Annotated in this window: 19 protein-coding genes; 9 read left to right on the top strand and 10 right to left on the bottom strand. The window is 47.7% G+C overall.

Going from position 1 to position 24,562, the window contains the following annotated elements:
- Nucleotides 1–32 precede the first annotated feature (32 nt).
- Both QUD86_RS07530 and QUD86_RS07525 read right to left on the bottom strand, forming a co-directional pair.
- A complete protein-coding gene (locus QUD86_RS07530) occupies nucleotides 33–1,535 on the bottom strand; it encodes a tripartite tricarboxylate transporter permease (protein ID WP_286296349.1) in 1,503 nt (500 codons plus the stop codon).
- A 19-nt stretch (nucleotides 1,536–1,554) separates the two neighbouring features.
- Entirely contained in the window at nucleotides 1,555–2,016 is a 462-nt protein-coding gene (locus QUD86_RS07525; RefSeq protein ID WP_286296347.1) for a tripartite tricarboxylate transporter TctB family protein, read from the bottom strand.
- Nucleotides 2,017–2,141: 125 nt separating this feature from the next.
- Between QUD86_RS07525 and alaS the strand changes: the two genes are divergently transcribed.
- A complete protein-coding gene (alaS, locus tag QUD86_RS07520) occupies nucleotides 2,142–4,766 on the top strand; it encodes an alanine--tRNA ligase (RefSeq protein WP_286296346.1) in 2,625 nt (874 codons plus the stop codon).
- An 8-nt stretch (nucleotides 4,767–4,774) separates the two neighbouring features.
- Nucleotides 4,775–5,002 (top strand): sulfurtransferase TusA family protein, encoded by a 228-nt coding sequence (locus QUD86_RS07515; RefSeq protein WP_286298714.1) that lies wholly within the window; start codon nucleotides 4,775–4,777, stop codon nucleotides 5,000–5,002.
- 78 nt (nucleotides 5,003–5,080) lie between these two features.
- Here the strand turns inward: QUD86_RS07515 and galU are convergent, their stop codons facing one another.
- Together galU and QUD86_RS07505 are read right to left on the bottom strand one after the other, a co-directional pair.
- Complete coding sequence (gene galU, locus QUD86_RS07510) at nucleotides 5,081–5,965, bottom strand: UTP--glucose-1-phosphate uridylyltransferase GalU (protein WP_286296345.1); 885 nt, start codon at nucleotides 5,963–5,965, stop codon at nucleotides 5,081–5,083.
- A gap of 15 nt (nucleotides 5,966–5,980) precedes the next feature.
- Nucleotides 5,981–8,884: a valine--tRNA ligase gene (locus QUD86_RS07505; protein WP_286296343.1), complete on the bottom strand. Its 2,904-nt coding sequence runs from the start codon at nucleotides 8,882–8,884 to the stop codon at nucleotides 5,981–5,983.
- Between the two features lie 24 nt (nucleotides 8,885–8,908).
- Between QUD86_RS07505 and QUD86_RS07500 the strand changes: the two genes are divergently transcribed.
- Nucleotides 8,909–11,305 carry a UvrD-helicase domain-containing protein gene (locus tag QUD86_RS07500; RefSeq protein ID WP_286296342.1) on the top strand — a complete coding sequence of 799 codons (2,397 nt, stop codon included), beginning with the start codon at nucleotides 8,909–8,911 and terminating at the stop codon, nucleotides 11,303–11,305.
- Nucleotides 11,306–11,324: 19 nt separating this feature from the next.
- On the opposite strand, the gene QUD86_RS07495 is transcribed toward QUD86_RS07500, so the two are convergent.
- The 3 genes from QUD86_RS07495 to QUD86_RS07485 are packed head-to-tail and all read right to left on the bottom strand — an operon-like array spanning nucleotide 11,325 to nucleotide 13,480.
- Entirely contained in the window at nucleotides 11,325–12,107 is a 783-nt protein-coding gene (locus tag QUD86_RS07495; RefSeq protein WP_286296341.1) for a BPSS1780 family membrane protein, read from the bottom strand.
- On the bottom strand, nucleotides 12,104–13,081 hold the full coding sequence (locus QUD86_RS07490; RefSeq protein ID WP_286296340.1) for a homoserine kinase: 978 nt from the start codon (nucleotides 13,079–13,081) through the stop codon (nucleotides 12,104–12,106). Before QUD86_RS07490 ends, QUD86_RS07495 begins: the two co-directional genes overlap by 4 nt.
- A gap of 27 nt (nucleotides 13,082–13,108) precedes the next feature.
- On the bottom strand, nucleotides 13,109–13,480 hold the full coding sequence (locus QUD86_RS07485; protein WP_286296338.1) for a hypothetical protein: 372 nt from the start codon (nucleotides 13,478–13,480) through the stop codon (nucleotides 13,109–13,111).
- A 116-nt stretch (nucleotides 13,481–13,596) separates the two neighbouring features.
- On the opposite strand from QUD86_RS07485, the gene polA reads away from it, so the two are divergent.
- From polA to QUD86_RS07470, 3 genes are read left to right on the top strand one after another with little or no spacing between them, the layout of a single operon-like run.
- Nucleotides 13,597–16,428, top strand: coding sequence for a DNA polymerase I (polA, locus tag QUD86_RS07480; protein WP_286296336.1), 2,832 nt, complete (start codon nucleotides 13,597–13,599; stop codon nucleotides 16,426–16,428).
- Nucleotides 16,429–16,462: 34 nt separating this feature from the next.
- Nucleotides 16,463–17,359 (top strand): dienelactone hydrolase family protein, encoded by an 897-nt coding sequence (locus tag QUD86_RS07475; protein WP_286296333.1) that lies wholly within the window; start codon nucleotides 16,463–16,465, stop codon nucleotides 17,357–17,359.
- Nucleotides 17,360–17,365: 6 nt separating this feature from the next.
- Nucleotides 17,366–18,139, top strand: a complete 774-nt coding sequence (locus QUD86_RS07470) for a ZIP family metal transporter (protein ID WP_286296332.1) — start codon at nucleotides 17,366–17,368, stop codon at nucleotides 18,137–18,139.
- Here QUD86_RS07470 and QUD86_RS07465 read toward each other — a convergent pair.
- Both QUD86_RS07465 and QUD86_RS07460 read right to left on the bottom strand, forming a co-directional pair.
- Complete coding sequence (locus QUD86_RS07465) at nucleotides 18,136–18,966, bottom strand: sulfurtransferase (protein WP_286296330.1); 831 nt, start codon at nucleotides 18,964–18,966, stop codon at nucleotides 18,136–18,138. The two genes, QUD86_RS07470 and QUD86_RS07465, sit on opposite strands and share 4 nt — an antisense overlap.
- A 90-nt stretch (nucleotides 18,967–19,056) precedes the next feature.
- Nucleotides 19,057–20,163 carry an aromatic ring-hydroxylating oxygenase subunit alpha gene (locus QUD86_RS07460; RefSeq protein WP_286296328.1) on the bottom strand — a complete coding sequence of 369 codons (1,107 nt, stop codon included), beginning with the start codon at nucleotides 20,161–20,163 and terminating at the stop codon, nucleotides 19,057–19,059.
- Nucleotides 20,164–20,326: 163 nt separating this feature from the next.
- Between QUD86_RS07460 and xseB the strand changes: the two genes are divergently transcribed.
- Genes xseB through dxs form a run of 3 tightly spaced genes read left to right on the top strand, consistent with a single transcriptional unit; the run spans nucleotide 20,327 to nucleotide 23,416 of the window.
- Nucleotides 20,327–20,560 carry an exodeoxyribonuclease VII small subunit gene (gene xseB / locus QUD86_RS07455; RefSeq protein ID WP_286296326.1) on the top strand — a complete coding sequence of 78 codons (234 nt, stop codon included), beginning with the start codon at nucleotides 20,327–20,329 and terminating at the stop codon, nucleotides 20,558–20,560.
- A gap of 17 nt (nucleotides 20,561–20,577) precedes the next feature.
- Entirely contained in the window at nucleotides 20,578–21,480 is a 903-nt protein-coding gene (locus QUD86_RS07450) for a polyprenyl synthetase family protein (RefSeq protein ID WP_502928899.1), read from the top strand.
- Nucleotides 21,481–21,526: 46 nt separating this feature from the next.
- Complete coding sequence (gene dxs / locus QUD86_RS07445; protein WP_286296325.1) at nucleotides 21,527–23,416, top strand: 1-deoxy-D-xylulose-5-phosphate synthase; 1,890 nt, start codon at nucleotides 21,527–21,529, stop codon at nucleotides 23,414–23,416.
- Nucleotides 23,417–23,428: 12 nt separating this feature from the next.
- Here dxs and tsaD read toward each other — a convergent pair whose 3' ends face one another.
- Nucleotides 23,429–24,505, bottom strand: coding sequence for a tRNA (adenosine(37)-N6)-threonylcarbamoyltransferase complex transferase subunit TsaD (tsaD, locus tag QUD86_RS07440; protein ID WP_286296324.1), 1,077 nt, complete (start codon nucleotides 24,503–24,505; stop codon nucleotides 23,429–23,431).
- Nucleotides 24,506–24,562: the final 57 nt, after the last annotated feature.

The following is a 24,562-nucleotide window of genomic DNA, read 5'->3' as shown; positions in this document are numbered from 1 at the left end:
CTGCGGGCTCGTTCTTGGAAAGCACTCGAGAATTAATCCTCTACGAAAGCTTCTTCACGGGTTTTCTTGACAGACGGCAGGGCCACAATCACCACTAATAGGGCTGCTGCAATGAGCAATCCTAAGGAAAGTGGACGGGTTAAGAAGGTCGTAAAGTCACCGCGGGAAAGCAATAGGGCGCGACGGAAGTTTTCTTCCATCATAGGCCCCAGTACAAATCCCAGTAATAGTGGAGGTGGTTCGCAACCTAATTTGAAGAAGAGGTAACCAATCACGCCAAAGGCTGCTGTGACATATACATCAAACACCGTGTTGTTCACTGTGTATACGCCGATACAGCAGAACACCAGGATGGCTGGATACATGAGTCGGTAAGGAATAGACAGCAGTTTGACCCAGATACCAATTAACGGTAAGTTCAATAGGATTAGCATCACGTTACCGATCCACATAGAAGCGATCAGACCCCAGAATAAGGCTGGGTTACTGGTCATGACTTGTGGGCCTGGTTGAATGTTATGAATGGTCATAGCACCAACCATCAAAGCCATCACGGCATTGGGTGGAATACCTAATGTGAGCAAAGGAATGAATGAGGTTTGAGCTGCTGCATTATTGGCTGCTTCTGGGCCAGCAACGCCTTCAATCGCACCTTTACCAAACTCATGACTGTACTTAGATGATTTTTTCTCAACAGAGTAGGCGCCAAAGGCTGCTAAAGCAGCGCCGCCGCCTGGCAAAATTCCTAGAATGGAGCCGATAGTAGTACCGCGCAAAATAGAAGGGATCATCCGCTTGATATCTTGCTTAGTCGGGATCATGGTGGTCATCTTGTTCAAGAAGCCCTCATCTTCCCCAGTCTTTTCTAGGTTGCCCATAATTTCAGCAAAACCAAAGACACCCATGGCCACACTGACAAAACCAATACCGTCGCTGAGTTCAGGGACGTCAAAAGCGTAACGAGAAACACCAGAGTTGACGTCAGTACCAATCAATCCCATTAATAGACCGAGAATGATCATGCCGATAGCCTTGATTAAAGAGCCTGATGCCAATACCACTGCACCAATTAAGCCTAAGATCATCAGCGAGAAGTATTCCGCAGGGCCAAACTTAAAAGCCAGCTGAGAGAGGGGCGCGGCAAATGCAGCCAAAACCAAAGTAGCTACGCAACCAGCAAAGAAAGAGCCCATGCCGGCAGTAAAGAGGGCTACGCCTGCTCGACCGTTTCTGGCCATTTGGTAACCATCAATCGCCGTGACCACCGAGGACGTTTCTCCGGGGATGTTGAGCAAAATCGCTGTAGTTGAACCACCATACTGTGAACCGTAGTAAATACCGGCCAGCATAATCAAGGCAGCAATTGGGGGTAATGCGTAGGTTGCAGGTAGCAGCATTGCAATCGTAGCGATCGGCCCAAGGCCTGGTAAAACACCAATTAGGGTCCCTAAAATGCAACCGATGAGGCAATACATCAGGTTTTGTAAGGTAAAAGCGGTATCGAAACCGAGGGCTAAATTAGCAAATAAGTCCATTTTTTAGTGTCTCGGTTCGTTATTGTTGAAGAAAGAAAGGTAGAAGTGGGAACTGAAGTTTCAATCCCAACACAAAGACGGAGTAAGTAAAGGTTACTAAAAAGGCTGCATTGATTGCTGTGCCTTTCCAGGTAAATTCTTTACTGGCGCCAGCAGATACAAACACCAAAACGATGATCGCAACTAAAAACCCCATTTTTGGCAGCAATAAGCCGTATAGGACTACCGCACCAGTAATTTGAGCAATGATCTTCCAATTAAACTTCGGAATCGACTCAATTGCAGCCGTTGCTTTCATGGATTTGATGAGAATAAATAAACCCAATAGGGTCATCAGTATCCCGAGATAAAAAGGGAAGTAGCCTGGCCCCATTTTGGCTGCTGTACCCATTGGGTACTGCCTGGCAACGATAGTAAAGAAAAGGCCAATGACCATATACATGATCCCTGCGCCAAAATCCCGTTGATTGCGAATAGTCAAGTTGTGCTCCTTATGTATCAGCATTAATGCCGATTTAATATTAATGTTTTGCGATTGTAAGCTAGGAATAGGGTTGTTTAGTAAGGGTTTGTCCCTAAAGTGGTGCCAATGAGATAATTGCCATTATGAAAGTCTCCCAAATTCGCCAGGCTTACCTGGACTACTTCGCCCAAAAAGGCCATCAAATTGTTCCCTCTAGCCCTGTAGTGCCTGGGGATGACCCCACGCTCTTGTTTACTAATGCGGGGATGAACCAATTTAAAGATGTATTTCTAGGTTTTGACAAGCGCTCTTATAGCCGCGCAACCAGTGCCCAGAAGTGCATTCGGGCCGGTGGCAAGCATAACGATTTGGATAACGTGGGCTACACCGCACGTCACCATACCTTTTTTGAGATGTTGGGTAATTTCTCTTTTGGCGACTACTTTAAGCAAGAGGCGATTGGTTTTGCTTGGGGATTACTGACAGAAGTATTTAAGTTGCCAAAAGACAAGTTACTTGTGACTATTTATGCCGAGGACGACGAGGCGTTTGAGATTTGGAATAAACAGATTGGCGTGCCAGCCGAGCGCATTATTCGTATTGGCGACAACAAAGGTGGACGCTACGCTTCTGATAACTTCTGGATGATGGGCGATACCGGCCCATGCGGCCCCTGTACAGAGATCTTTTATGACCATGGCGAGCATATTGCCGGTGGTCCTCCGGGTAGCCCGGATGAAGATGGGGATCGTTATATCGAGATTTGGAATAACGTCTTCATGCAATTTAATCGCGATGAGGCTGGCAATATGAACCCGCTGCCTAAGCCAAGCGTTGATACAGGTATGGGCCTAGAGCGAATTGCAGCGGTGCTTCAGCACGTGCATTCAAACTACGAGATCGATCTTTTTGTTAATTTACTCAAGGCAGCCAAAGAGGCGGTAGATGGTGCCGGTGCCGAAAATTGTGATGCTACTAGCCCATCTTTAAAGGTGATTGCAGACCATATTCGTGCTTGTAGTTTTATTGTGGTGGATGGCGTTATTCCTGGTAATGCCGGGCGCGGTTACGTTTTGCGTCGTATCGCGCGCCGTGCAATTCGTCATGGTTATAAGTTAGGCGCACGCAAACCATTCTTCTATCAGCTTGTTCCTGCGCTTGTCAAAGAGATGGGTGAGGCCTACCCAGAGCTACTGGCGGCTAAAGAAACAGTGAGTGAGGTGATTAAGCAGGAAGAGGAACGTTTCTTCCAGACAATTGCTAACGGCATGGAGATTCTAGAAGCCGCATTAGCGGGCGGCACCAAAACAGTGGATGGCGACACAGCATTTCGTTTGCATGACACTTTTGGCTTCCCCTTGGACTTGACGGCTGATGTTTGTCGCGAACGCGATGTGGTAGTTGATGCAGCAGGTTTTGAATCAGCGATGCAAAAGCAGCGTGATCAAGCGAGGGCATCAGGCAAATTCAAGGTTGCACAGGGGTTGGAGTATGTAGGCAAGCCAACGCAGTTTCATGGTTATGACACCTTAAACCAGGAGGGCGCGATAGTGACTGCTCTTTATTTGGATGGCTCAGCAGTGCAATCAGTCAAGGCTGGCGATGCAGTAGTTATCGTTTTGGATAACACCCCTTTCTATGCCGAATCTGGCGGGCAGATTGGTGACCAAGGCGAACTGCGTACTGAAACAATGCGTTTTGCAGCAGCGGATACCTTTAAGATTCAAGCTGATGTCTTCGGGCACCAAGGCGAGATGCTTGAAGGTGAAATCAAGGTAGGTGATGTATTGGCTGCGTCAGTGAACGTAGAGCATAGAACCGAAGTCATGCGTAATCACAGCGCAACACATCTATTGCATAAAGCCTTGCGTGAAGTATTGGGTGATCACGTACAGCAAAAAGGCTCTTTAGTAGACGCCTTTAAAACCCGCTTTGACTTTACGCATAACGCGCCGATCAGCGCAACTGAGCTACGTCAAATTGAAAGTATTGTTAATGCAGAAATATTAGCGAATACAGCATGCTCTGGAAAAGTCATGTCTTTAGATGACGCACAAAAAACTGGTGCCATGATGTTGTTCGGTGAAAAGTATGGCGACGAGGTTCGTGTATTAGAGATTGGCACTTCAAAAGAACTGTGTGGCGGTACTCACGTATCGCGTACGGGTGATATCGGTAGTTTGAAGATTGTCTCTGAGGGTGGTGTTGCTGCAGGTATTCGTCGGGTAGAGGCCGTAACTGGTAAGCAGGCATTAATTTTCTTGCAAAAAATGGAAGATCAGATTGGGCAAGCAGCCACGATCTTAAAAACGCACCCGGCTGATTTAGTAAATCGCGTTACGCAACTTCAAGAAAGTTTGCGTCAGGCTGAGCGTGAGCTAGATAAAGCGAACTCTAAGTTAGCCTCTAGCCAAGGTGATGAGTTAGCAACTCAAGCCGTGGATGTGAATGGTATTAAGGTCTTGGCAGCTCGGATAGATGGCGCCGATGCTCAGGTACTTCGGGAGACCATGGATGCCTTAAAGGCGAAGTTAAAAACTGCGGCGATCGTATTGGCCTCTGTGCAGGGCGATAAGGTGAGCTTAATTGCAGGCGTCACTGCAGATGCGATCGCTAAAGTGAAGGCAGGCGATCTAGTGAACTTTGTTGCCCAGCAGGTTGGTGGTAAAGGTGGCGGTAAGCCTGAAATGGCGATGGCTGGTGGCACTGAACCTGGGCAGCTAGGCCAGGCCTTAGCCAGTGTTAAAGATTGGGTGGCAGGCAAATGAGTGATGGAATTGAATTTGACCTTGAGGTCGATGCCGTTGGGATGAATTGTCCGCTGCCTATTTTGCGCACCAAAAAAGCATTAGCAACGATGCAGTCTGGCCAGATCCTTAGAGTTAAAGCAACGGATGCGGGCGCAGCACATGATTTTCCTGCATTTGCAAAGCAAACGGGTAATGAACTCCTTTCGAGCACCACTGAAGGGGATGTTTTGATTTTCCGGATGAAGAGAAGATAGCGACGCTTAAATTTGGCGCCTCAAAAAACAGGAATTTCGCAATGCATTCCTGTTGTGTTTTGAGGCTAGGCTAGGGTTTTACAACAAAGAGCGGCCCTTTAGGTAAGCTGCAAAATCATCTTTAACCTCCGGATGGCGCAAGGCAAATTCAACAGAAGCCTTCAAATAGCCCAACTTACTGCCACAGTCATAACGGACGCCATCGTACTCATAGGCAAATACAGGTTCCACTTTCAAAAGTGAAGCAATGGCATCTGTTAATTGAATTTCACCACCAGCGCCTGGCTTGAGATTACGTATGTGGTTAAAAATATCAGACGAGAGAACGTAGCGACCAACCACTGCCAGGTTGGATGGTGCATCCTGAGGTTGTGGCTTTTCTACGATGCCATTGAGTCGATAAATGCCCTTGGTAACCTCGGTACCGGCAACAACACCATAGGAACTACTTTTAGCAGGATCAATTTTTTCGACTGCGATAACAGAGCCATTTTGCGCATCAAAGACACTGAGCATTTGCTTTAAGACTGGCGGTTGACCATCCAATAAGTCATCCGCCAAAATAATGGCAAAGGGCTCATCACGAACCAATTTCTCTGCGCACAATACCGCGTGACCTAAGCCTAAGGCCTCTGGTTGGCGAACGTAGACGCAATCCACATGACTTGGTTTAACACTGCGCACGATTTCTAGGAGGGCTTGCTTATTTTTAGCTTCGAGCTCAGCTTCAAGCTCGTACGCTTTATCAAAGTGATCTTCAATGGCCCGCTTACTGCGGCCCGTCACAAAAATCATTTCAGTAATGCCGGCAGCAATTGCTTCTTCAACGGCGTACTGAATTAAAGGCTTATCTACAACATTGAGCATTTCCTTGGGACTCGCCTTAGTGGCGGGTAGGAATCGTGTTCCCAGGCCCGCAACCGGAAAGACGGCTTTAGTAACGACTTTAGTGTTGAGTGGCATCTGATTTCCGATCTTTTATTTGAGGCGATCTAATTGTGCAACAAGCTTCTCATGGTTTTGTTCAAACCCAGCTAAACGCTGTTTTTCTTGAGCAACAACCTCCTCTGGGGCCCGAGCCACAAAGCTTTCATTAGTTAATTTGCCGCGCGCTTTGGTAATTTCATTGGCTAAACGGTCAATCTCTTTACCAAGACGAATTCTCTCAGCAGCAACATCTACTTCAATTTTAAGAAGCAGCTTCAAATTACCTACCAAAGCAATTGGAGCATCTGGCGCATCTTTTTCCAGCGCTGATTCGTCTTCGTAGATCTTGATTTCAGATAGCTTGGCTAAAGCGGTAATGTACGGACTAGCTTGCTTTAAAAAATCTGCAGGGCCACTGATCCATAAAGGCACCTTGAGTGCAGGAGAAACTTGCATCTCACCACGTAAGTTTCTACAGGCATCCACAATGGCTTTGATTTGCACAACCCAAGCTTCGCTTTGCTCATCAATCTTGCTTGCTTGAGCGATAGGGTAAGGCTGCAGGGCAATAGTCTGTTTTTCTTGTTCCGCTAGCACCTTGCCAACCTTAGGTCCAACCGTCTGCCACAGCGTTTCGGTGATGAACGGAATTAAGGGATGCGCCATACGCAAGATTGTTTCCAACACGCGAAGTAAGGTTCGGCGTGTTGCCCGTTGCTGTGCTGGAGTGCCGGTCTGTAGCTGCACTTTGGCTAATTCCAGATACCAGTCACAGTATTCATCCCAAACAAATTGATAAATACTGCCAGCAATATTATCAAAGCGGTAGCTTTGGAAACCTTTGGCAATATCTGCCTCTGTTTTTTGGAGAATAGACACAATCCAGCGATCTGCTGGAGAAAAATCTAGCTGTCCTTCAGGACCGCATTGCTCGTTACATGGTGCAAAGCCATTATCTTCATCGTTGCCGGGGCAATTCATTAAAACAAAGCGCGTGGCGTTCCAAAGCTTGTTGCAAAAATTGCGATAACCTTCACATCGTTTCTGGTCAAAGTTAATATTGCGACCTAATGAGGCCAACGAGGCAAATGTAAAACGCAAGGCATCGGTACCAAATGCAGGAATGCCTTCTGGAAATTCTTTTTTAGTTTTCTTGCTAATGCTTTCTGCCTGCTTGGGATTCATTAAGCCTGTAGTACGTTTACTGACCAGTGCTTCAATCGTGATGCCATCGATTAAATCAATGGGGTCCAAGGTATTTCCTTTGGACTTACTCATCTTTTGACCTTCGGCATCCCGTACTAAGCCATGAACATATACCGTATGAAACGGCACCTTGCCAGTGAAGTGGCAAGTCATCATGACCATGCGTGCAACCCAGAAAAATATAATGTCAAAACCTGTTACCAGCACGGAGGAAGGTAGGAAGTGATTGAGGGCAGGCGTTTGCTCTGGCCAACCTAGCGAACTAAAGGGGACTAAGGCGGAACTAAACCAAGTATCCAAGACGTCCGGATCACGATTGAGGGCGCCTTTATAGCCTGCTGAGATGGCCTTTGCTTTTGCTTCCTCTTCTGAGCGCCCAACAAAGATCTGGCCTTCATCGCCATACCAGGCCGGGATTTGATGACCCCACCAGAGTTGGCGAGAGATACACCAATCTTGAATGTTTTCTAACCACTGGGTGTAAGTACTTATCCAATTCTCGGGAACGAGTTTGATATCACCCTTGGTCACAGCATCCAATGCGGCACCCGCGATTGACGAGCCCGGTTGATATTGATTGTCAGGGCTTGGCTTGGATACCGCAACAAACCACTGGTCGGTCAGCATCGGCTCAATGATGGTTTGCGTACGATCACCGCGCGGCACCATCAGCTTATGGGGCTGCACCTTCTCCAAGAGTCCTATGGCATCCAAATCGGCAACTACTTGCTTGCGAGCAGCGAAACGTTCTAAGCCTTGATATGGCGCTGGTGCATTTTCATTAACCTTAGCATCTAAAGTCAAAATATTGATCAGCGGCAATTGATGGCGTTGACCCACAGCATAGTCATTGAAATCATGTGCAGGCGTTACCTTAACAACGCCGGTACCGAAAGCTAAATCTACATATTCATCAGCAATGATCGGAATATTTCGATCGCATAAGGGGAGGCAGACAAACTGGCCAATCAGGTGTTGATAGCGAGTATCTTCTGGATTTACCATTACAGCTACGTCACCCAAGAGGGTTTCTGGGCGTGTAGTCGCTACCGTTAAGTGACCGGAACCATCGGCTAGTGGGTAGCGGATGTGCCACATCGAGCCATCCTCTTCTTCGCTCACAACCTCGAGGTCTGAAACTGCTGTACCCAATACGGGATCCCAATTAACTAAACGCTTGCCGCGATAAATGAGCCCTTGCTCGTGTAGACGAACAAAGACTTCCACTACGGCCTTAGACATCTTGCTGTCCATCGTGAAATATTCTTTACCCCAGTCAATCGAGGCGCCCAGGCGACGAATCTGTCGAGTGATAGTAGAGCCAGAAGTTTCTTTCCATTCCCAAACTTTTTTCAGAAACTGTTCGCGCCCTAAATCATGACGCGATATTTTTTGTGCGTCGAGCTGACGTTCAACGACGATTTGTGTGGCGATTCCGGCATGATCGGTGCCAGGTACCCACAAGGTGTTTTTACCGGACATTCGCGCATGACGAACCAGGCCATCCATGATGGTTTGGTTGAAGGCGTGTCCCATGTGTAACGTACCGGTGACATTGGGTGGTGGGAGTTGGATTGAAAAATCCTCCTTGCCTTCCACCAGGGTGGCATCGGCAATGCCCCGACTCTCCCATTCTGGACCCCAATAGGCTTCTATCGGGGCGGGTTCATAGGATTTTGCCAGTTCATCTGGTGCACTGGCTGCAGAAACATTTGTTCCTGAATTGGGGGTATTAGAAGCATTTAGCATAAGAGGCAAATTATAATTGGGACGATGCACTCAGACTTGCTCTTAAACCTCAACCCCGAACAGCGCGAAGCCGTCACGCTCCCGCCCGTAAACCCAAATGGCCAAGCCCAATCAGCCCTGATCTTGGCTGGTGCAGGAAGTGGAAAAACCCGCGTCCTCACTACCCGTATAGCTTGGCTCATCCAAACAGGCCAGGTTTCTCCGATTGGCGTCCTAGCGGTGACCTTCACAAATAAGGCAGCTAAAGAGATGATGGTGCGTTTAAGTGCCATGCTGCCCATTAATACTCGCGGTATGTGGATTGGCACTTTCCATGGTCTTTGCAACCGTTTATTGCGGGCACACCACAAAGATGCCGGTTTACCGTCCACTTTTCAGATTTTGGATACTCAAGATCAGTTATCGGCCATTAAGCGTCTTTTAAAGGGTTTAAAGGTCGATGATGAGAAATATCCTCCAAAGCAGCTCCAATACTTCATTGCTCATGCCAAAGAGCGTGGGCAACGTGCTCGTGAGCTTTCTGTCGGGGATGACTTTCAGGCAAAAATGGCTCAGCTATACGAGGCTTATGATGCCCAGTGTCAGCGTGAAGGCGTAGTGGACTTTGCAGAACTGCTCTTGCGCAGCTATGAGTTGCTCAAACACAATGAATCTATTCGTACACACTATCAAGAACGTTTTCGTCATATTTTGATTGATGAGTTTCAGGACACAAATGCATTGCAGTACGCCTGGCTTAAGTTATTGTCCGGTCATGAAGCCGGGCAGGTGAATGTGAGTAGTGCCGGTAGTAGCGCTGTCTTTGCCGTAGGTGATGATGATCAAAGTATTTATGCTTTCCGCGGTGCTGATGTGGAAAATATGCGTCTTTATGAAAATCAATACCATCCGATGATGGTGAAGCTTGAGCAAAACTATCGCTCCCACGGCCACATCTTAGATACAGCCAATTTCTTAATTTCAAATAATACGGATCGCCTTGGTAAAAATTTGCGTACCGATGCCGGCCATGGAGAGCCGGTTCGTATTTACGATGCGCCAAGCGATCATGCTGAGGCTGCCTGGCTCGTCGATGAAATCAAAGCCTTAGTCAGTAGCGGCATCAAGCGCACTGAAATTGCCCTTCTCTATAGAAGTAATGCGCAGTCACGCATCATCGAGCATGCCTTATTTTCTGCGGCGATTCCTTATCGTGTGTATGGCGGTCTGCGCTTCTTTGAGCGCGCAGAGATTAAACATGCATTAGCTTATATGCGTCTTCTAGAGAACCCGAATGATGACACTTCGTTTTCACGTGTAGTTAATTTTCCAACGCGGGGTATCGGGGCTAGATCTATTGAGGCTGTTCAGGATGCAGCGCGTGCGCAGCAGTGCTCTTTATATTTGGCAGCATCTACTTTGGATGGTAAATCCGGTGCTTCCCTCAGTGGGTTTGTGCGCCTAGTGGATCATATGCGTGAAGCCACTCGTCACAACACCTTACCCGAGACGGTAGAGTTTGTGATTCAAAATAGTGGATTAATTCAGCATTATCTTTCAGAGCGTGAAGGTCAAGATCGTGTCGAGAATTTACAAGAATTAATTAATGCGGCAACGGCATTTATTGCAGAAGAAGGTTATGGCCAAGATGCCGCCGCAGCGATGTTGCCCGGTGAAGGTGCGCCCGGTGTAGTTGCAGTGTCTCCATTAGCAGCCTTTTTATCCCATGCTTCTTTAGAGGCGGGTGATAACCAAGCTCAAGCCGGCCAAGATGCGGTGCAATTAATGACGGTCCATTCCGCCAAAGGCCTGGAATTTACAGCAGTCTTTATTACTGGCCTGGAAGAGGGCTTGTTTCCGCATGAAAATAGCGTCAATGAGCAGAATGGTCTAGAGGAAGAGCGTCGCTTAATGTACGTAGCGATTACCCGCGCTAAGGAACGTCTATATCTTTCGCATACCCAGTCAAGAATGTTGCATGGCCAAGTGCGCTACAACATGCCGTCACGTTTTTTAGAAGAGCTGCCATCAGATTCACTTAAGTGGCTTACACCTAAAGCAAAAGAAGCACGTTGGGGTGGCAGTAGTAGTGGCGGTGGCGGTGGCGGTGGCCGAACAGGGTCTGCTTGGCAAGATGGCTATACCCGCCAGCGTGATTCTGAGACGAACGACTTTTTTGATTCTGGGCGTGAGAATAGACAGCCAGCAAAACAGATCGGTAGAGTGGGTTCAGCCTCGACAACGGTTAAAAGAATGGCATCACCGCCGCGCGGAAACTATCCCTTCACAATCGGTCAGAATGTGTTTCATACAAAGTTTGGTGAAGGACGAGTGACCGGCTTGGAAGGTAATGATGCCGATGCCCGAGCTCAGGTGAGCTTTAAGCGCAACGGTGTTAAGTGGCTACAGCTAAGTATTGCTAAGCTTGCTGCAATCGAATGAGATGGGCTCTAGCCTGCACCTAGGCAATCAAGACCGCAGATTCTTTTTCAGCAAAACAGGCTTTCCATGTGGCAAAGAAAGAGCAGTGCATTACTGTTAATCCTGCCATCGAGATTGGGGCAACGATGAATGAGGCTGCTTGACCTATATCTAGACTATCTAAGATTAAGCCAATCGTTAAGGGGATAGCGATCAGCACTGCGCCCCAAATGGCAAGGTACAAAAAGAATGCCCCTCGGTTTGTCCAGCAAGCAATAGCGCTAGAGAATAGGGCTTGTGGCACCGGCATATCTTCCCAGGCTACCAATACTGGTGAGAACCACATCAACATTGCTACGGGAACGTAGAGCAGTCCACCAAAAAAGAGAATCAGATAAATCTGTCGCACCATCTCAGGTGTCATAGTCTTATCGCCGGTCATGATGGGAATTAATACTTCAAAATCGACCAATAGGCTTAGGATGAAACTCAGGACAAGAATGAGCGCTCCGTATACAAGGCCTAGTTGCAAAATACGCTTACGTACGAGGGGCGTTGATCGTAGTGCTGATAAATACACCGAAGGACGAATACGTTCTTTTTGAATAGCCAGACGACAGGCGGTCATAAAGCCTACGGATAAAGTCGGGGTTACCAGTAAGACAGCAAACACTCCGATCACCGGTATGAGGACAGCCAATTGCGCTGCGAAAATATACATAAATACCAACATCAGAAAGCCAATTGGATTTTGTTTAAAAAGCCAAATGCCTTGGCGAATCCAGGTGTAGCCTTCTTTGGGGTGAACGGTATTGAGTTTCATAGTGTTTTGCGGCTTATTAATATGTTTTCAAAATGACGTGGATCGTGGGGTGTAAGCATTTGGGCATCTCTGGGTAAATAAAAATCCCATAAACGAGAAATCCAGAATCGTAGCGCAGCAGCGCGCAGCATTAAGGGCCAGCTTCGCTGCTCTTGCTTGGTTAGTGGGCGAACCGATTGGTAGGCTTCCATCAGGGCATTGAGGCGAGCAGGATGGAAATCCTGCTTGTTGTCCGCTAAGCACCAATCATTGGCAGTGACTGCTAAATCAAATAGCCATTTATCGGTGCCTGCAAAATAAAAGTCAAAGAAGCCCCCGAGTACATCTTGAGAAGTATCGCTTGCACCCTTCGAATCAAAGAGTACGTTATCCCTAAAAAGATCGCAATGGCTTGCACCCTGAGGAAGTTGAGCATAATCCGCGCTGGAAAAGAAGTGCTCTTGAGTCGCCAGTTCGCTGGTGAGTAAAGTTTGTTGATCACCACTCAAATGCGGAAGTACCTGTGGAATTGTGTGCTGCCACCATGAAAGGCTACGCAGATTTTCTTGTGTGTGTATGAAGTCCGTGCCGGCTAGGTGCATCTTCGCTAACATCTCGCCGACCATCGCACAATGCTTGACCTGCGGCTCTAGCCTCGATAAACCCGGGAGCTTACTAACAATTGCTGCCGGTTTACCTTTTAATGAAAATAAAATCTGACCATGCTTGTCGACCAAGGGCTTTGGTACCGGAATGCCTTTATCGGCCAAATGGCGCATCAGCTCTAAGTAGTAGGGCAATTGTGCTGCCGACAGCCTTTCAAAGATAGTTAAAACAAATTGCTGTTTTTTCCCATCAAGCTCAGTGTCAAGAAAGAAGTTAGAGTTCTCAATTCCGCCTTGAATACCCCGAACGTCAGTGACTTGCCCAATTTCAAAATCAGTGGCAATCCAGTCAGAAATATCACTCGGTTCTATGGGGGTGAATACGGCCATAACTTGTGAGGTAGTAAAAGAGAAATATTAAAAGGGGATGGCGATGCTAGGCACGCTAATGAGGTCTGATTCTTTTGCTGGGCCAGGCATGACAGTGGCAGGGGGTGCCATTTCATAAGTGGTGAAGCGTGTTTTTACATCCACTTGGGTTGGTGCGTTGGTATCTTTGTACTCGGTAATTTCAGTGCCACCAGCCTCTTTGTGTTGAAAGCTAGGTTTACGGCCTTCAGGGGCTGTGGTTGACTGAGATGCACTTGCTGGAGGGGCAAGGGGTTGGTTATTAATACGCTGAAGCTCAGACGGGCTTAAAGCTTGGCTATTGTTCTGTGCTTGGGCAGAATGGAGTCCAATAGTGCCAAAAGCCAATAAAAAGCTAAGGAAAACAAGAGCATGGCTCATTGAGGATGTGATTAGGTGGGGTAAAGCGTGCATTATTTTTACCTTTTAAGGTCTATTTTTAGGTCTATTTCAGTTGAACTAATGGATTGATAGTAACTAGATTGTACGATTGCGGTATGACTAAACATAGACTCTTGTTGGTAGACGGTTCTAGCTACCTGTATCGCGCCTTTCATGCCATGCCAGACCTCCGAAATGGGGCTGGAGAACCCACTGGGGCAATTTATGGGGTGGTCAACATGATGCGTCGGGCCAGATCCGAGCTTCAGGTTGACCATATTGCCTGTGTTTTTGATGCTAAAGGTAAAACCTTTCGCGATGAAATGTACTCCGAGTACAAGGCGCATCGCTCACCAATGCCGGAGGACTTAGTCAAGCAGATAGAGCCAATTCATGCAATGGTGAAGGCTTTGGGTTGGCCAGTACTCATGGTTTCTGGAGTTGAGGCAGATGATGTCATTGGTACGCTCGCATGCCAAGCCACAGCAGCCGGATGGGAAACGATTATTTCCACAGGAGATAAAGACTTAGCTCAGCTAGTGAACTCTTCTGTCACGTTGATCAATACGATGACCGATGAAAAGCTCGATATCGAAGGCGTCATTGCTAAATTTGGCGTGCCACCAGAGCGCATCGTAGACTACCTTTCTATTATTGGTGATACGGTTGATAACGTTCCGGGAGTGCCCAAGGCAGGCCCTAAGACAGCGAATAAATGGTTAGCTGAATTTGGTGATTTAGATCAGCTGATGGCTAACGCCGATCAAATTAAAGGCGTTGTGGGCGAGAATTTGCGCAATACTTTGGCGTGGTTGCCGCAAGCACGTCAGCTCATTACCGTTAAAACGGATTGTGATTTGTCGGCTCATCTGCCTTGCCTTGATGACTTACACGCTAAGCCAGAAGATGCCACCCAGTTACGTGATCTGTTTGAACGCTATGCTTTTAAAACTTGGTTACGCGATGTTGAGAAGCAGCTTGGTGGGGCCCCAGGATTGGAGGTTGGGGGCGGGTTTGATCTTGCGGGGAGCCCGATGAAGACTGTCTCTCATGTGAGCGATCAGGGCGCTAATAAAAAATCGTGCACCATTGCGCTAGCGCCAACTACAGCACTGTCTCAAGAGACCGCTGACCGACAAGGCGCCATTGCAAAATCATATGAGTGCGTAGTAGATGAAGTTGCATTTGAGCGCTGGATGCGAAAGATTGAAGCCTCACAACTTACCGCAGTCGATACAGAAACCACCAGCTTAGATGCCCTTGCTGCCGAGTTAGTGGGTATTTCTCTATGCGTCACCCCTGGTGAGGCTTGCTATATTCCCGTGGCGCATCGCAATGGTGAGACTCAGCTTAAGCGTGAGGATGTTTTAGCTCGTATGAAATCCTGGCTAGAAAATGCTGCTGCTCTGAAGGTAGGTCAAAACCTGAAGTATGACGCACATATTTTGGCCAACTATGGCATCACCTTGCAGGGTATTGCGTTTGATACGATGCTCGAATCCTATGTCCTTGAATCTCACATGCCACACAATATGGATAGCCTTGCAGATCGACACCTCGGCATGAAGACTGTGCGTTATGAAGAGGTTTGCGGCAAAGGGGTTCATCAAATTGGCTTTGATCAGGTGGATCTCAGTATTGCTACCAATTACGCCGCTGAAGATGCGGACATTACTTTGCGTCTGCATGCGACGTTGTGGCCACAAATTCAAGCAAACCCTGGCTTGTTATATATCTATCAACAGATTGAGATGCCAGCAATGCGTGTTTTAGGAATCATGGAGCGTAATGGGATCCGGATTGATACAGCGCTACTTTCAAAGCAGGGTCAGGAAGTTGGTAAACGGCTACTTGCCTTAGAGGGTGAAATTCATTCGCTGGCAGGGCAACCCTTTAATATTCAATCTCCAAAACAAATTGCAGAAATTTTGTTTGGACAGCTCGCATTGCCAGTCATTAAGAAGACGCCATCGGGCGCTCCCTCAACAGACGAGGAGGTACTGCAGAAATTAGCCGAAGACTACCCCCTACCTGCACGCATTTTGGACTACCGAAGCTTAGCCAAACTCATGTCGACTTATATTGAGAAACTTCCGCGCATGGTTGATCCTAAGACAGGCCGAGTGCATACCAATTTTTCACAAGCTACTGCCGTAACGGGGCGCTTGGCTTCGAGCGAGCCTAATTTACAAAATATTCCTGTGCGCACAGAGGAGGGCCGGCGTATTCGCGAGGCCTTTATTCCGGCAGAGGGTTGTAAGTTACTGTCAGCGGATTACTCGCAAATTGAACTGCGCATCATGGCCCATATTGCCGAGGATGAAAATTTGTTAGCGGCTTTTGCTGCTGGCAGGGATGTCCACCAAACAACTGCTGCAGAAATCTTTGGAGTTTCGTTAGAAGCAGTCACCTCAGAGCAGCGTCGTTATGCCAAGGTAATTAATTTTGGCCTGATTTATGGCATGAGCGCCTTTGGTTTGGCGGGTAATTTAGGGATTGAGCGCTCTGCGGCGCAAATCTATATTGCCAAATATTTTGACCGTTATCCTGGTGTAGCTCAATATATGGAGCGTACTCGTCTAGAGGCTAGAGAAAATGGCTATGTAGAGACGGTATTTGGTCGGCGCCTGTGGTTGCCAGAAATCAAGGGCTCTAATGGGCCGCGTCGCCAAGGTGCGGAGCGTGCGGCCATTAATGCCCCCATGCAAGGAACGGCCGCTGACCTGATTAAGTTGGCGATGGTTGCCGTGGAAAACTGGCTTGAAAAGGAACAGCTCAAGACCCGTATGCTATTGCAGGTTCATGATGAACTGGTATTTGATGTACCCCTGGATGAGCTGGCGCTTTTACAGGAAAAACTACCTGATCTGATGTGTAAAGTAGCTGATTTAAAGGTTCCTTTGGTAGTAGGTATTGGGATTGGCGATAATTGGGAAGAAGCGCATTAATTTATTTGGATCATTCATTAGGGGGCACAGAAATATGACTGCGAAAAAGAATCAAGACTCAACACCGGTATCGAGCCATAGAAGAGGCTTTATGAAGGCCTCAGCAGTGAGCGCTACCGCCATTGGAATTGGCTTTGTTGCTGCGTCAGAGCCTGTTATGGCTGCTGCGATTGAGACTGACTTTAAGGGTATCAAAGCTGGTGAGCAGATGATTCCTGTTGGCAGCTTTCAGTTACCCGCTTATGTTTCTCGTCCAGAGAAGTCTAAAGGGGCTCTACCAATTGTGATCGTAGCGAGTGAAATTTTTGGTGTGCATGAGTACATTGCCGATGTTACTCGCCGTTTTGCCAAATTAGGCTACTTAGCGATTGCCCCAGAATTTTTTACTCGCGCGGGTGATCCTAATACGTACGGAACGATTGCAGAAATCCAAAGTAACATCATCGCTAAGACTTCAGATACTCAAGTGTTGAATGATCTTCAGGCAGCCTTGGTATGGGCTGGCAAGAACGGCGGCGATCTCAAAAAAGTTGGCGTGACTGGTTTTTGTTGGGGTGGTCGCATTACCTGGCTAGCCGCTACGCTCCCACAAGTACGTGCAGGGGTAGCTTGGTATGGCCGTGTAATTGGTGAGAAAACAGAAAACAGCCCACGTCATCCAGTCGATATTGCTGCAGAGTTAAAGGCTCCTGTTCTGGGTTTATATGGTGCAGCAGATACAGGCATTTCCTTAGAGAGCGTTGAGCAAATGCGCGCAGCTCTTGCAACCGCGGCACCAAAAAATACCGCAGCTAAAGCATCTCGTTTTGAGATTTATCCAGATACACCGCATGCTTTTCATGCCGACTATCGCGCATCGTATCGCGAAGGCCCAGCTAAGGATGGCTGGGAAAAGTGCTTAGCTTGGTTTAAACAAAACGGATTAGCGTAAGTTTTTATGACAGTACTGCAAACCATATTGCTTGTGACTGCATTAGCAGGTACAGCTAGCGTCTTAGTTGCCGCTAGCTTTTCGATGGCCTTCTTATCTAAGATGGTTCACAACATGGTGAGCGTCTCCGTGGGTATTTTATTGGCCACCGCTTTGCTCCATTCACTTCCTGAAGCTTTCATGATGGAAGGGGTTAATCCACAACTACTCTTTGCTACTTTGCTTGCTGGCTTACTGGGCTTTTTCTTCCTAGAGAAGATTTCTTTATTACGCCACAGCCATCACCATGAGGGCGATGGACATGATCATCACCATGGTCACGATGCTGAGGTAGCTGGGCGCAGTGGCTGGATGATTTTAGTCGGCGATGGTATTCATAACTTTGTGGATGGCGTGCTGATCGCTGCTGCATTTATGGCGGACTATCAAGTGGGTATTTTCACTGCCATTGCCATTATTGCCCATGAAATTCCCCAAGAGATTGGTGATTTTATGGTGTTATTAAATGCAGGATTTTCACGAACACGGGCTTTGCTCTACAACCTCATTTGCGGTCTAGCTGCGGTTGTTGGTGGTGTGCTGGCTTATTTCTTTTTAGAAAAAGCCCATGCTGCAATGCCTTATTTACTTGTGATTGCCTCGAGTAGCTTTATTTATATTGCGGTGAGCGATCTTATCCCGCAAATGCATCGCCGCCCGCACTGGCTGGAGTCATTACGGCAAACGGTTTTAATTGCGTGTGGCGTAGGGCTCGTTATTCTGCTGTCGGTATTGCATTAAAGTGCGATGGGTCGACTAGGATCCGCGCACCACTCACTCCAACTGCCTGCATATAAGCGAGAGCCTTTGAGGCCAGCAATTTCCATAGCCATTAAATTGTGACAAGCGGTAACGCCAGAGCCACATTGATGAATGACTTCAGCGGCTTTGCTTGTTCCCAGTAAGTCAACAAAATTCTGATAAAGCTGTTCAGGCGTTTTAAAACTTTTGCCAGATAGATTGCTTCTAAAGCAGTAGTTCACTGCATTGGGTATATGGCCGCCTACCGGATCTAAGGTTTCGTTTTGCCCCTGAAAGCGATCATTCGCACGCGCATCGATCACAGTACTTTTCTTCGTCTGTAGATTTTCAAGAACAGCATCGACTAAAACCAGGCCAACATAAGGCATCACCGGGGCTACCATACTTGAGGGGCTCGGTTTACGGGGGGTATTACCAATCGGGCCATTCCAGGCATCGAGTCCACCATCGAGCACCTGTACTTTGGCATGACCTGTTGATTTAAGCATCCACCAGAGGCGGCTTGCATAAACCGAACCTTGATTGTCATAAGCGACTACTAGAGTGTTAGCGTCAATTCCCAAGCGGCTTTTGGTGAGAGCCCAAGCCTGGGGTGTGGGAAGGGGGTGGCGGCCGTTATGACCATTTTTGTCGCCCGATAGATCTTCATCTAGATCGACATAAACAGCACCAGGGATATGACCCTCTAAATACGATTTTTGCCCAGCGGTTGGGTCTACTAAATCAAAGCGGCAGTCGCAGAGCAAAACATTCTCTCCACTATTGAGCGCTTCTTCTAATTGATTTGCAGTGATGAGTGGTGTCATGTAATGCCCCTAAGGAGAAAAAATACACAAAGACGATGCTATAAAAAGATGCAATAAGCAAATGCAATAAAAAAGAAAAGACTATTTAAATTATGCGCCCTGAAAATTTAAAGCACGGCGATACCATTCATGAAAATGCTGCATGCCATCTTCCATGGGGCTTTGGTAGGGACCTACTTCATTTTCGCCACGCGCTAACAGGGCTGCACGTCCTGCATCCATACGCTCCGCGATCTCATCATCCTCCATGCAGGTTTCCATATAGGCGGCACGTTCAGCTTCAACAAATTCGCGCTCAAACAAAGCAATTTCTTCAGGGTAGTAGAACTCAACAATATTGCGTGTTTTGTTAGGCCCTAGGGGATGTAGTGTTGAGACACATAGGACGCCTGGGTACCACTCCACCATCACATTGGGATAGTAGGTTAACCAGATCGCACCATGGCGCGGGGTTTTGCCCTCGTAATGGCGCAGCACTGCTTCATGCCATTTTTGATAGGTGGGCGAACCAGGCTTCTCTAAGTTTTTATGAATACCAACAGTCTGAACGCTGTGCCAGTCACCGAACTCCCAGTGCAGATCTTCGCAAGAAACAAACTTCCCAAGGCCCGGATGAAAGGGTTCAACGTGGTAGTCCTCGAGGTAGACCTCAATAAACGTCTTCCAGTTATAGCTGCACTCATGCACTTCGACGTGATCCAGTACGTAACCTTCGAACTGAAGATCTCCGGCAACACCTAAATTGGCCAAATCAGAGCGCACATCGCGAGGCCCTTCAAATAAGAGGCCTTGCCAGTTTTGTAAGGGGGATTTGCCCAAATTAAGACAGGGCTTATCTTCAAAATGGGGCGCGCCCAATAGGCTGCCCTCTAAATCATAGGTCCAGCGATGTAGTGGACAAACAATGTTGTCCACTTTGCCTGACCCATTGAGCATCAAAGCTTGGCGATGGCGGCAAACATTAGACAGTAATTCAATACCCTGTTTGTTACGAACGAGGAGACGACCTTCGTTTTCTGAAGTGAGGGTTTGATAGGAGCCCACCTCTGGAATCATGAGTTCATGACCTACATAGCCTGGGCCCTGCTTAAATAGCAATGCCATTTCACGCTGATAGAGATCAACGTCAAAATATGCCGAAACTGGCAGTTGTAGATTGGACGGCGCAAGTTGCTGCGCGGTAGCCAGATTAGTCATTCTCCCCACCCCCGAAAACGTCAGCCGAAGCTAAGCGGAATAACCAATCCAACCATCGACGGATCGATATTGGAAAGGAAGGGGTTGATTATACCCATCCGACCCCCTCTCGCTTTAATATAGGGGGCTATATATTTGACAGACATTTGAAGGATCAAAGCGCATGCCAACTAAAAAATCTGAGGGTGAAAAATCCCATCTTGAGGTCCAAATTGACCCCAAACTTCGCTATGAGCACGCTGTAAAAGAGTTAGAAATGCTGATTTCTGACATGGAGTCTGGCAAATTTTCCCTAGAGGAGACGCTCTTGGCCTATCAACGGGGCGCTGCATTATTGAAGCATTGCCAAGGCATGCTGACACAAGTTGAGCAACAAGTTCGCGTGTTTGAAGCTTAAGAAGTGTTGCGATCTTGATCAATCAACCCTTTCAATTTGAAGACTGGCTCCGCACTCGGGGGCTGAGGACAGAATCGGCATTGGATGCCTTGCTAGATGGCGCGAACACGCATCCGGTTCGTCTGCATGAAGCAATGCGTTATGCCGCCCAAGGTGGTGGTAAGCGTATCCGTCCATTATTGGTCTACGCGGCTGGAGAATTAGGTAAAGTCAAAAGTCATGATTTAGAGGCCTCCTTAGATGCCGCTGCAGTAGCAATAGAGTGCATTCATGCATATTCATTGGTGCACGATGATTTGCCCTGTATGGACGATGATGATTTGCGTCGGGGTCGACCAACAGTGCACAAAGCGTTTGATGAGGCGACTGCTTTACTGGTTGGCGATGCTCTGCAAACGCGAGCCTTTGAAGTATTAGCCAATGCAAATGGTGATGCAGAGGTTCGCTTGAGCATGATTCGCTCCCTGGCTAGTGCATCTGGTTCACGCGGCATGGCAGGAGGTCAAGCGATTGACCTAGAGAGCGTGGGTAAAAAATTAGATTTAGCAGGCTTGAAACAAATGCATGCCATGAAAACAGGTGCTTTGTTGTCATGTGCAGTCAGTTTAGGGGGTATTGCCGCGCAACTGAGCTCGACCCAAATGCAACATTTAGCCACTTACTCTGAGGCCCTAGGGCTAGCGTTTCAGATTGTGGATGATATTTTGGATGCCACTGCCGATAGTCAAACATTGGGCAAGACGGCTGGTAAAGATGCGGCGAATGACAAGCCAACCTATGTGACCTTGATGGGTTTAGACTATGCACAGCAAGCGGCAAATGAATTGCAAGAAATCGCTATAGTGAGCTTAGCTAGTTTTGGTGATGAAGCGCGGGCACTGAAAGCATTGGCTAAGCTGGTGGTTAAAAGAGATAAATAGAGATAAAGAGAAGCAAATAGAGGCAAATAAGATTATTAAAGATTTGATGACGTTAAATTCCATTCATTCCCCTGTCGACTTAAAAAAATTAGCGCGTGATCAACTGCCTGCTTTGGCGGATGAGTTACGCCAGTTTGTACTAGATTCTGTTTCTAAAACCGGCGGACATTTGTCTTCGAATTTAGGAACGGTAGAGTTATCGATTGCTTTGCATTATGTATTTGATACTCCGCGTGATCGCATTGTTTGGGATGTAGGACATCAAAGTTACCCTCATAAAATTCTGACAGGTCGCCGTGATCGCATGCATACCTTGCGTCAGTTTGATGGGCTCTCCGGTTTTCCACGTCGCTCTGAAAGTGAATACGATGCCTTTGGTACAGGACATTCTTCCACGAGTATTTCTGCTGCGATGGGAATGGCGCGCGCGTTTCAGACTAAGGGCGAGAAGCAAGTCGCTGTTGCGGTGATCGGCGATAGTGCGATGACGGGTGGTATGGCATTTGAAGCGATGAATAACGCAGGCGTTTATGAAGATTTACCTTTGGTAGTCATTCTGAACGACAACGATATGTCGATTTCACCAGCGGTAGGTGCACTCAATCGTCACCTGGCGAGATTACTCAGCGGCAATGTCTACTCGGCAACGAAGCGGGGTATCGATAGCGTTTTATCGATTGCACCGCCTTTACGTGAGTTTGCAAAACGCCTAGAAGATCATGCAAAAGGCATGGTTTCTCCATCGACCATTTTTCAAGAATTTGGCTTTAATTATTTTGGTCCGATTGATGGGCATGATTTAGATGCCTTGATTCCGATGTTGCAGAATGTGCGTCGCCTGGCCCTAGAAGGCCGTGGGCCGCAGTTTTTGCATGTAGTGACCCGTAAAGGTCAAGGCTATGAACTAGCTGAGGCTGACCCGGTTCTCTACCACGGGCCAAGTAAATTTAACCCAGAAGAGGGTGTAAAAAAATCAACTACGCCAGCATTGAAAACCTTTACCCAAGTTTTTGGTGATTGGTTATGCGATATGGCCAAGGCAGATCCACTGCTAGTAGGTATCACGCCAGCGATGCGCGAAGGTTCTGGTTTAGTCGAATTTGAAAAGCAATTTCCGGAGCGCTACTACGATGTTGGTATTGCTGAGCAACACGCCGTGACCTTTGCTGCAGGAATGGCTTGCGAGGGAATGAAGCCGGTTGTAGCGATTTACTCTACCTTCTTACAGCGTGCTTATGATCAGCTCATTCATGATGTGGCTATTCAAGATTTACCGGTCGTATTTGCTTTGGATCGCGCGGGCTTAGTGGGTGCTGATGGTGCGACCCATGCTGGTGCGTATGACATCCCGTTCTTGCGGTGTATTCCGAATATGTTAGTGATGACGCCGGCAGACGAAGCAGAGTGCCGCAATTTATTAACGACGGCGTTTAAACAGCCGCATCCTAGTGCGGTACGTTATCCACGTGGCTCTGGTGTGGGCACAATTCCCTCGACAGAGTTGCCGGTAATTCCACTGGGACAGGGCGAGCTACGCCGTCGATCTAACGCTATTGTCGGTCAACGGGTAGCCATCTTGGCGTTTGGTACCTTGTTATATCCAGCACTAGAGGTGGCCGAACAAATTGATGCCACAGTGGCTAATATGCGTTTTGTCAAACCCTTGGATATCGAGTTACTCAAATCGTTGGCGCAGGATCATGATTATTTTGTGACTATTGAGGATGGGGCTATTCAGGGTGGTGCAGGCAGCGCTTGCTTAGAAGCTTTTAGCGCAATGGGTATCCATAAGCCAGTGTTGCAATTGGGAATTCCGGATGTCTTTGTTGAGCACGGCGACTATAAACTGCTCATGAGTCAATGCGGTCTAGACTCCGCTGGAATTGCGAAGGCAATTGCGCAGCGCTTTCCCGCTATTGCATTAATCGCCACCTAGTCACCTAGCCACCTAGCTTAAGTTGTTACTAGCTAAATTCCATCGGGGTTTGATATCAAAAGCGCCGGATGTGGTGGAGCCATTATTGCTTTCTAGCATGCGCAAGGCACCAGCAAAAGCAATCATCACACCGTTATCGGTGCATAGCTCTATGGGCGGGTAGTGCACTTCAAAATGATTCTTTTTGCCGCTGATAGTTAAAGCGCTGCGTAATTGTTTGTTTGCCCCAACACCACCAGCAAGTACGAGGTGTTTGCAGCCGGTTTGCTTGAGGGCCTTTTCTGATTTACTCACTAAAACTGCCACCAAAGAATCTACAAAACTTCTGGCTAGATCTGCATGAAAGCTTGCCAACGCAGATTGATCTGTTGCGCCACCGCTTGCTTCAAATTTTTTCACCTGAGTCAGGACGGCTGTCTTGAGCCCAGAAAAGGAGAAATCTAAATCTTTTGAGTGCAGCATCGGTTTGGGAAGTTCAAAGCGTCCAGATTGCCCCTTTTCTGCTAACGCAGAAATAGCGGCACCGCCGGGGTAATCCAGGCCGAGTAATTTGGCTGTTTTATCGAACGCCTCTCCGGCTGCGTCATCTAAAGTTTCACCCAAAAGTTGGTACTTACCAACCCCGCTAACCAGCATCAACTGGGTGTGCCCCCCAGAAACCAATAAAGCAATGAAGGGAAATTGGGGTGCGGACTCACCCAATAATGGAGATAGCAAATGCCCTTCTAGATGGTGAATGCCGATCGTGGGGAGGCGTAGTCCTTGGGCTAATGACTTGGCAAAAGTACTCCCCACTAAGAGCGCGCCAGCTAATCCGGGGCCTTGGGTATAGGCCACTGCATGAATCGCGCTCAACTGGCATTGGGCTTGCTTGAGTGTTTCTTCTAGTAAGGGCAAGACCCGTCGAATATGGTCTCTGGAGGCCAGCTCAGGGACCACACCGCCATATTCTCGGTGCATGGCCATTTGCGTGTGCAGCGCCTGCCCTAGGATGCCCTGATGAGCTGGAGCACCGTTTTCCCATGGGGTGGTGTCGTAGAGGGCTAAGCCCGTCTCGTCACACGAAGTTTCTATACCTAAAACAATCATTTTTTACTTTGTCGTGCTAGAATCCGTGATTCAGTTAATTAATCGATCTTTTTCGAG

It is taken from the genome of Polynucleobacter sp. TUM22923 (genome assembly GCF_030295705.1).
Classification (GTDB): Bacteria; Pseudomonadota; Gammaproteobacteria; order Burkholderiales; family Burkholderiaceae; genus Polynucleobacter.
This window is presented reverse-complemented; position numbering and strand designations above follow the sequence as displayed.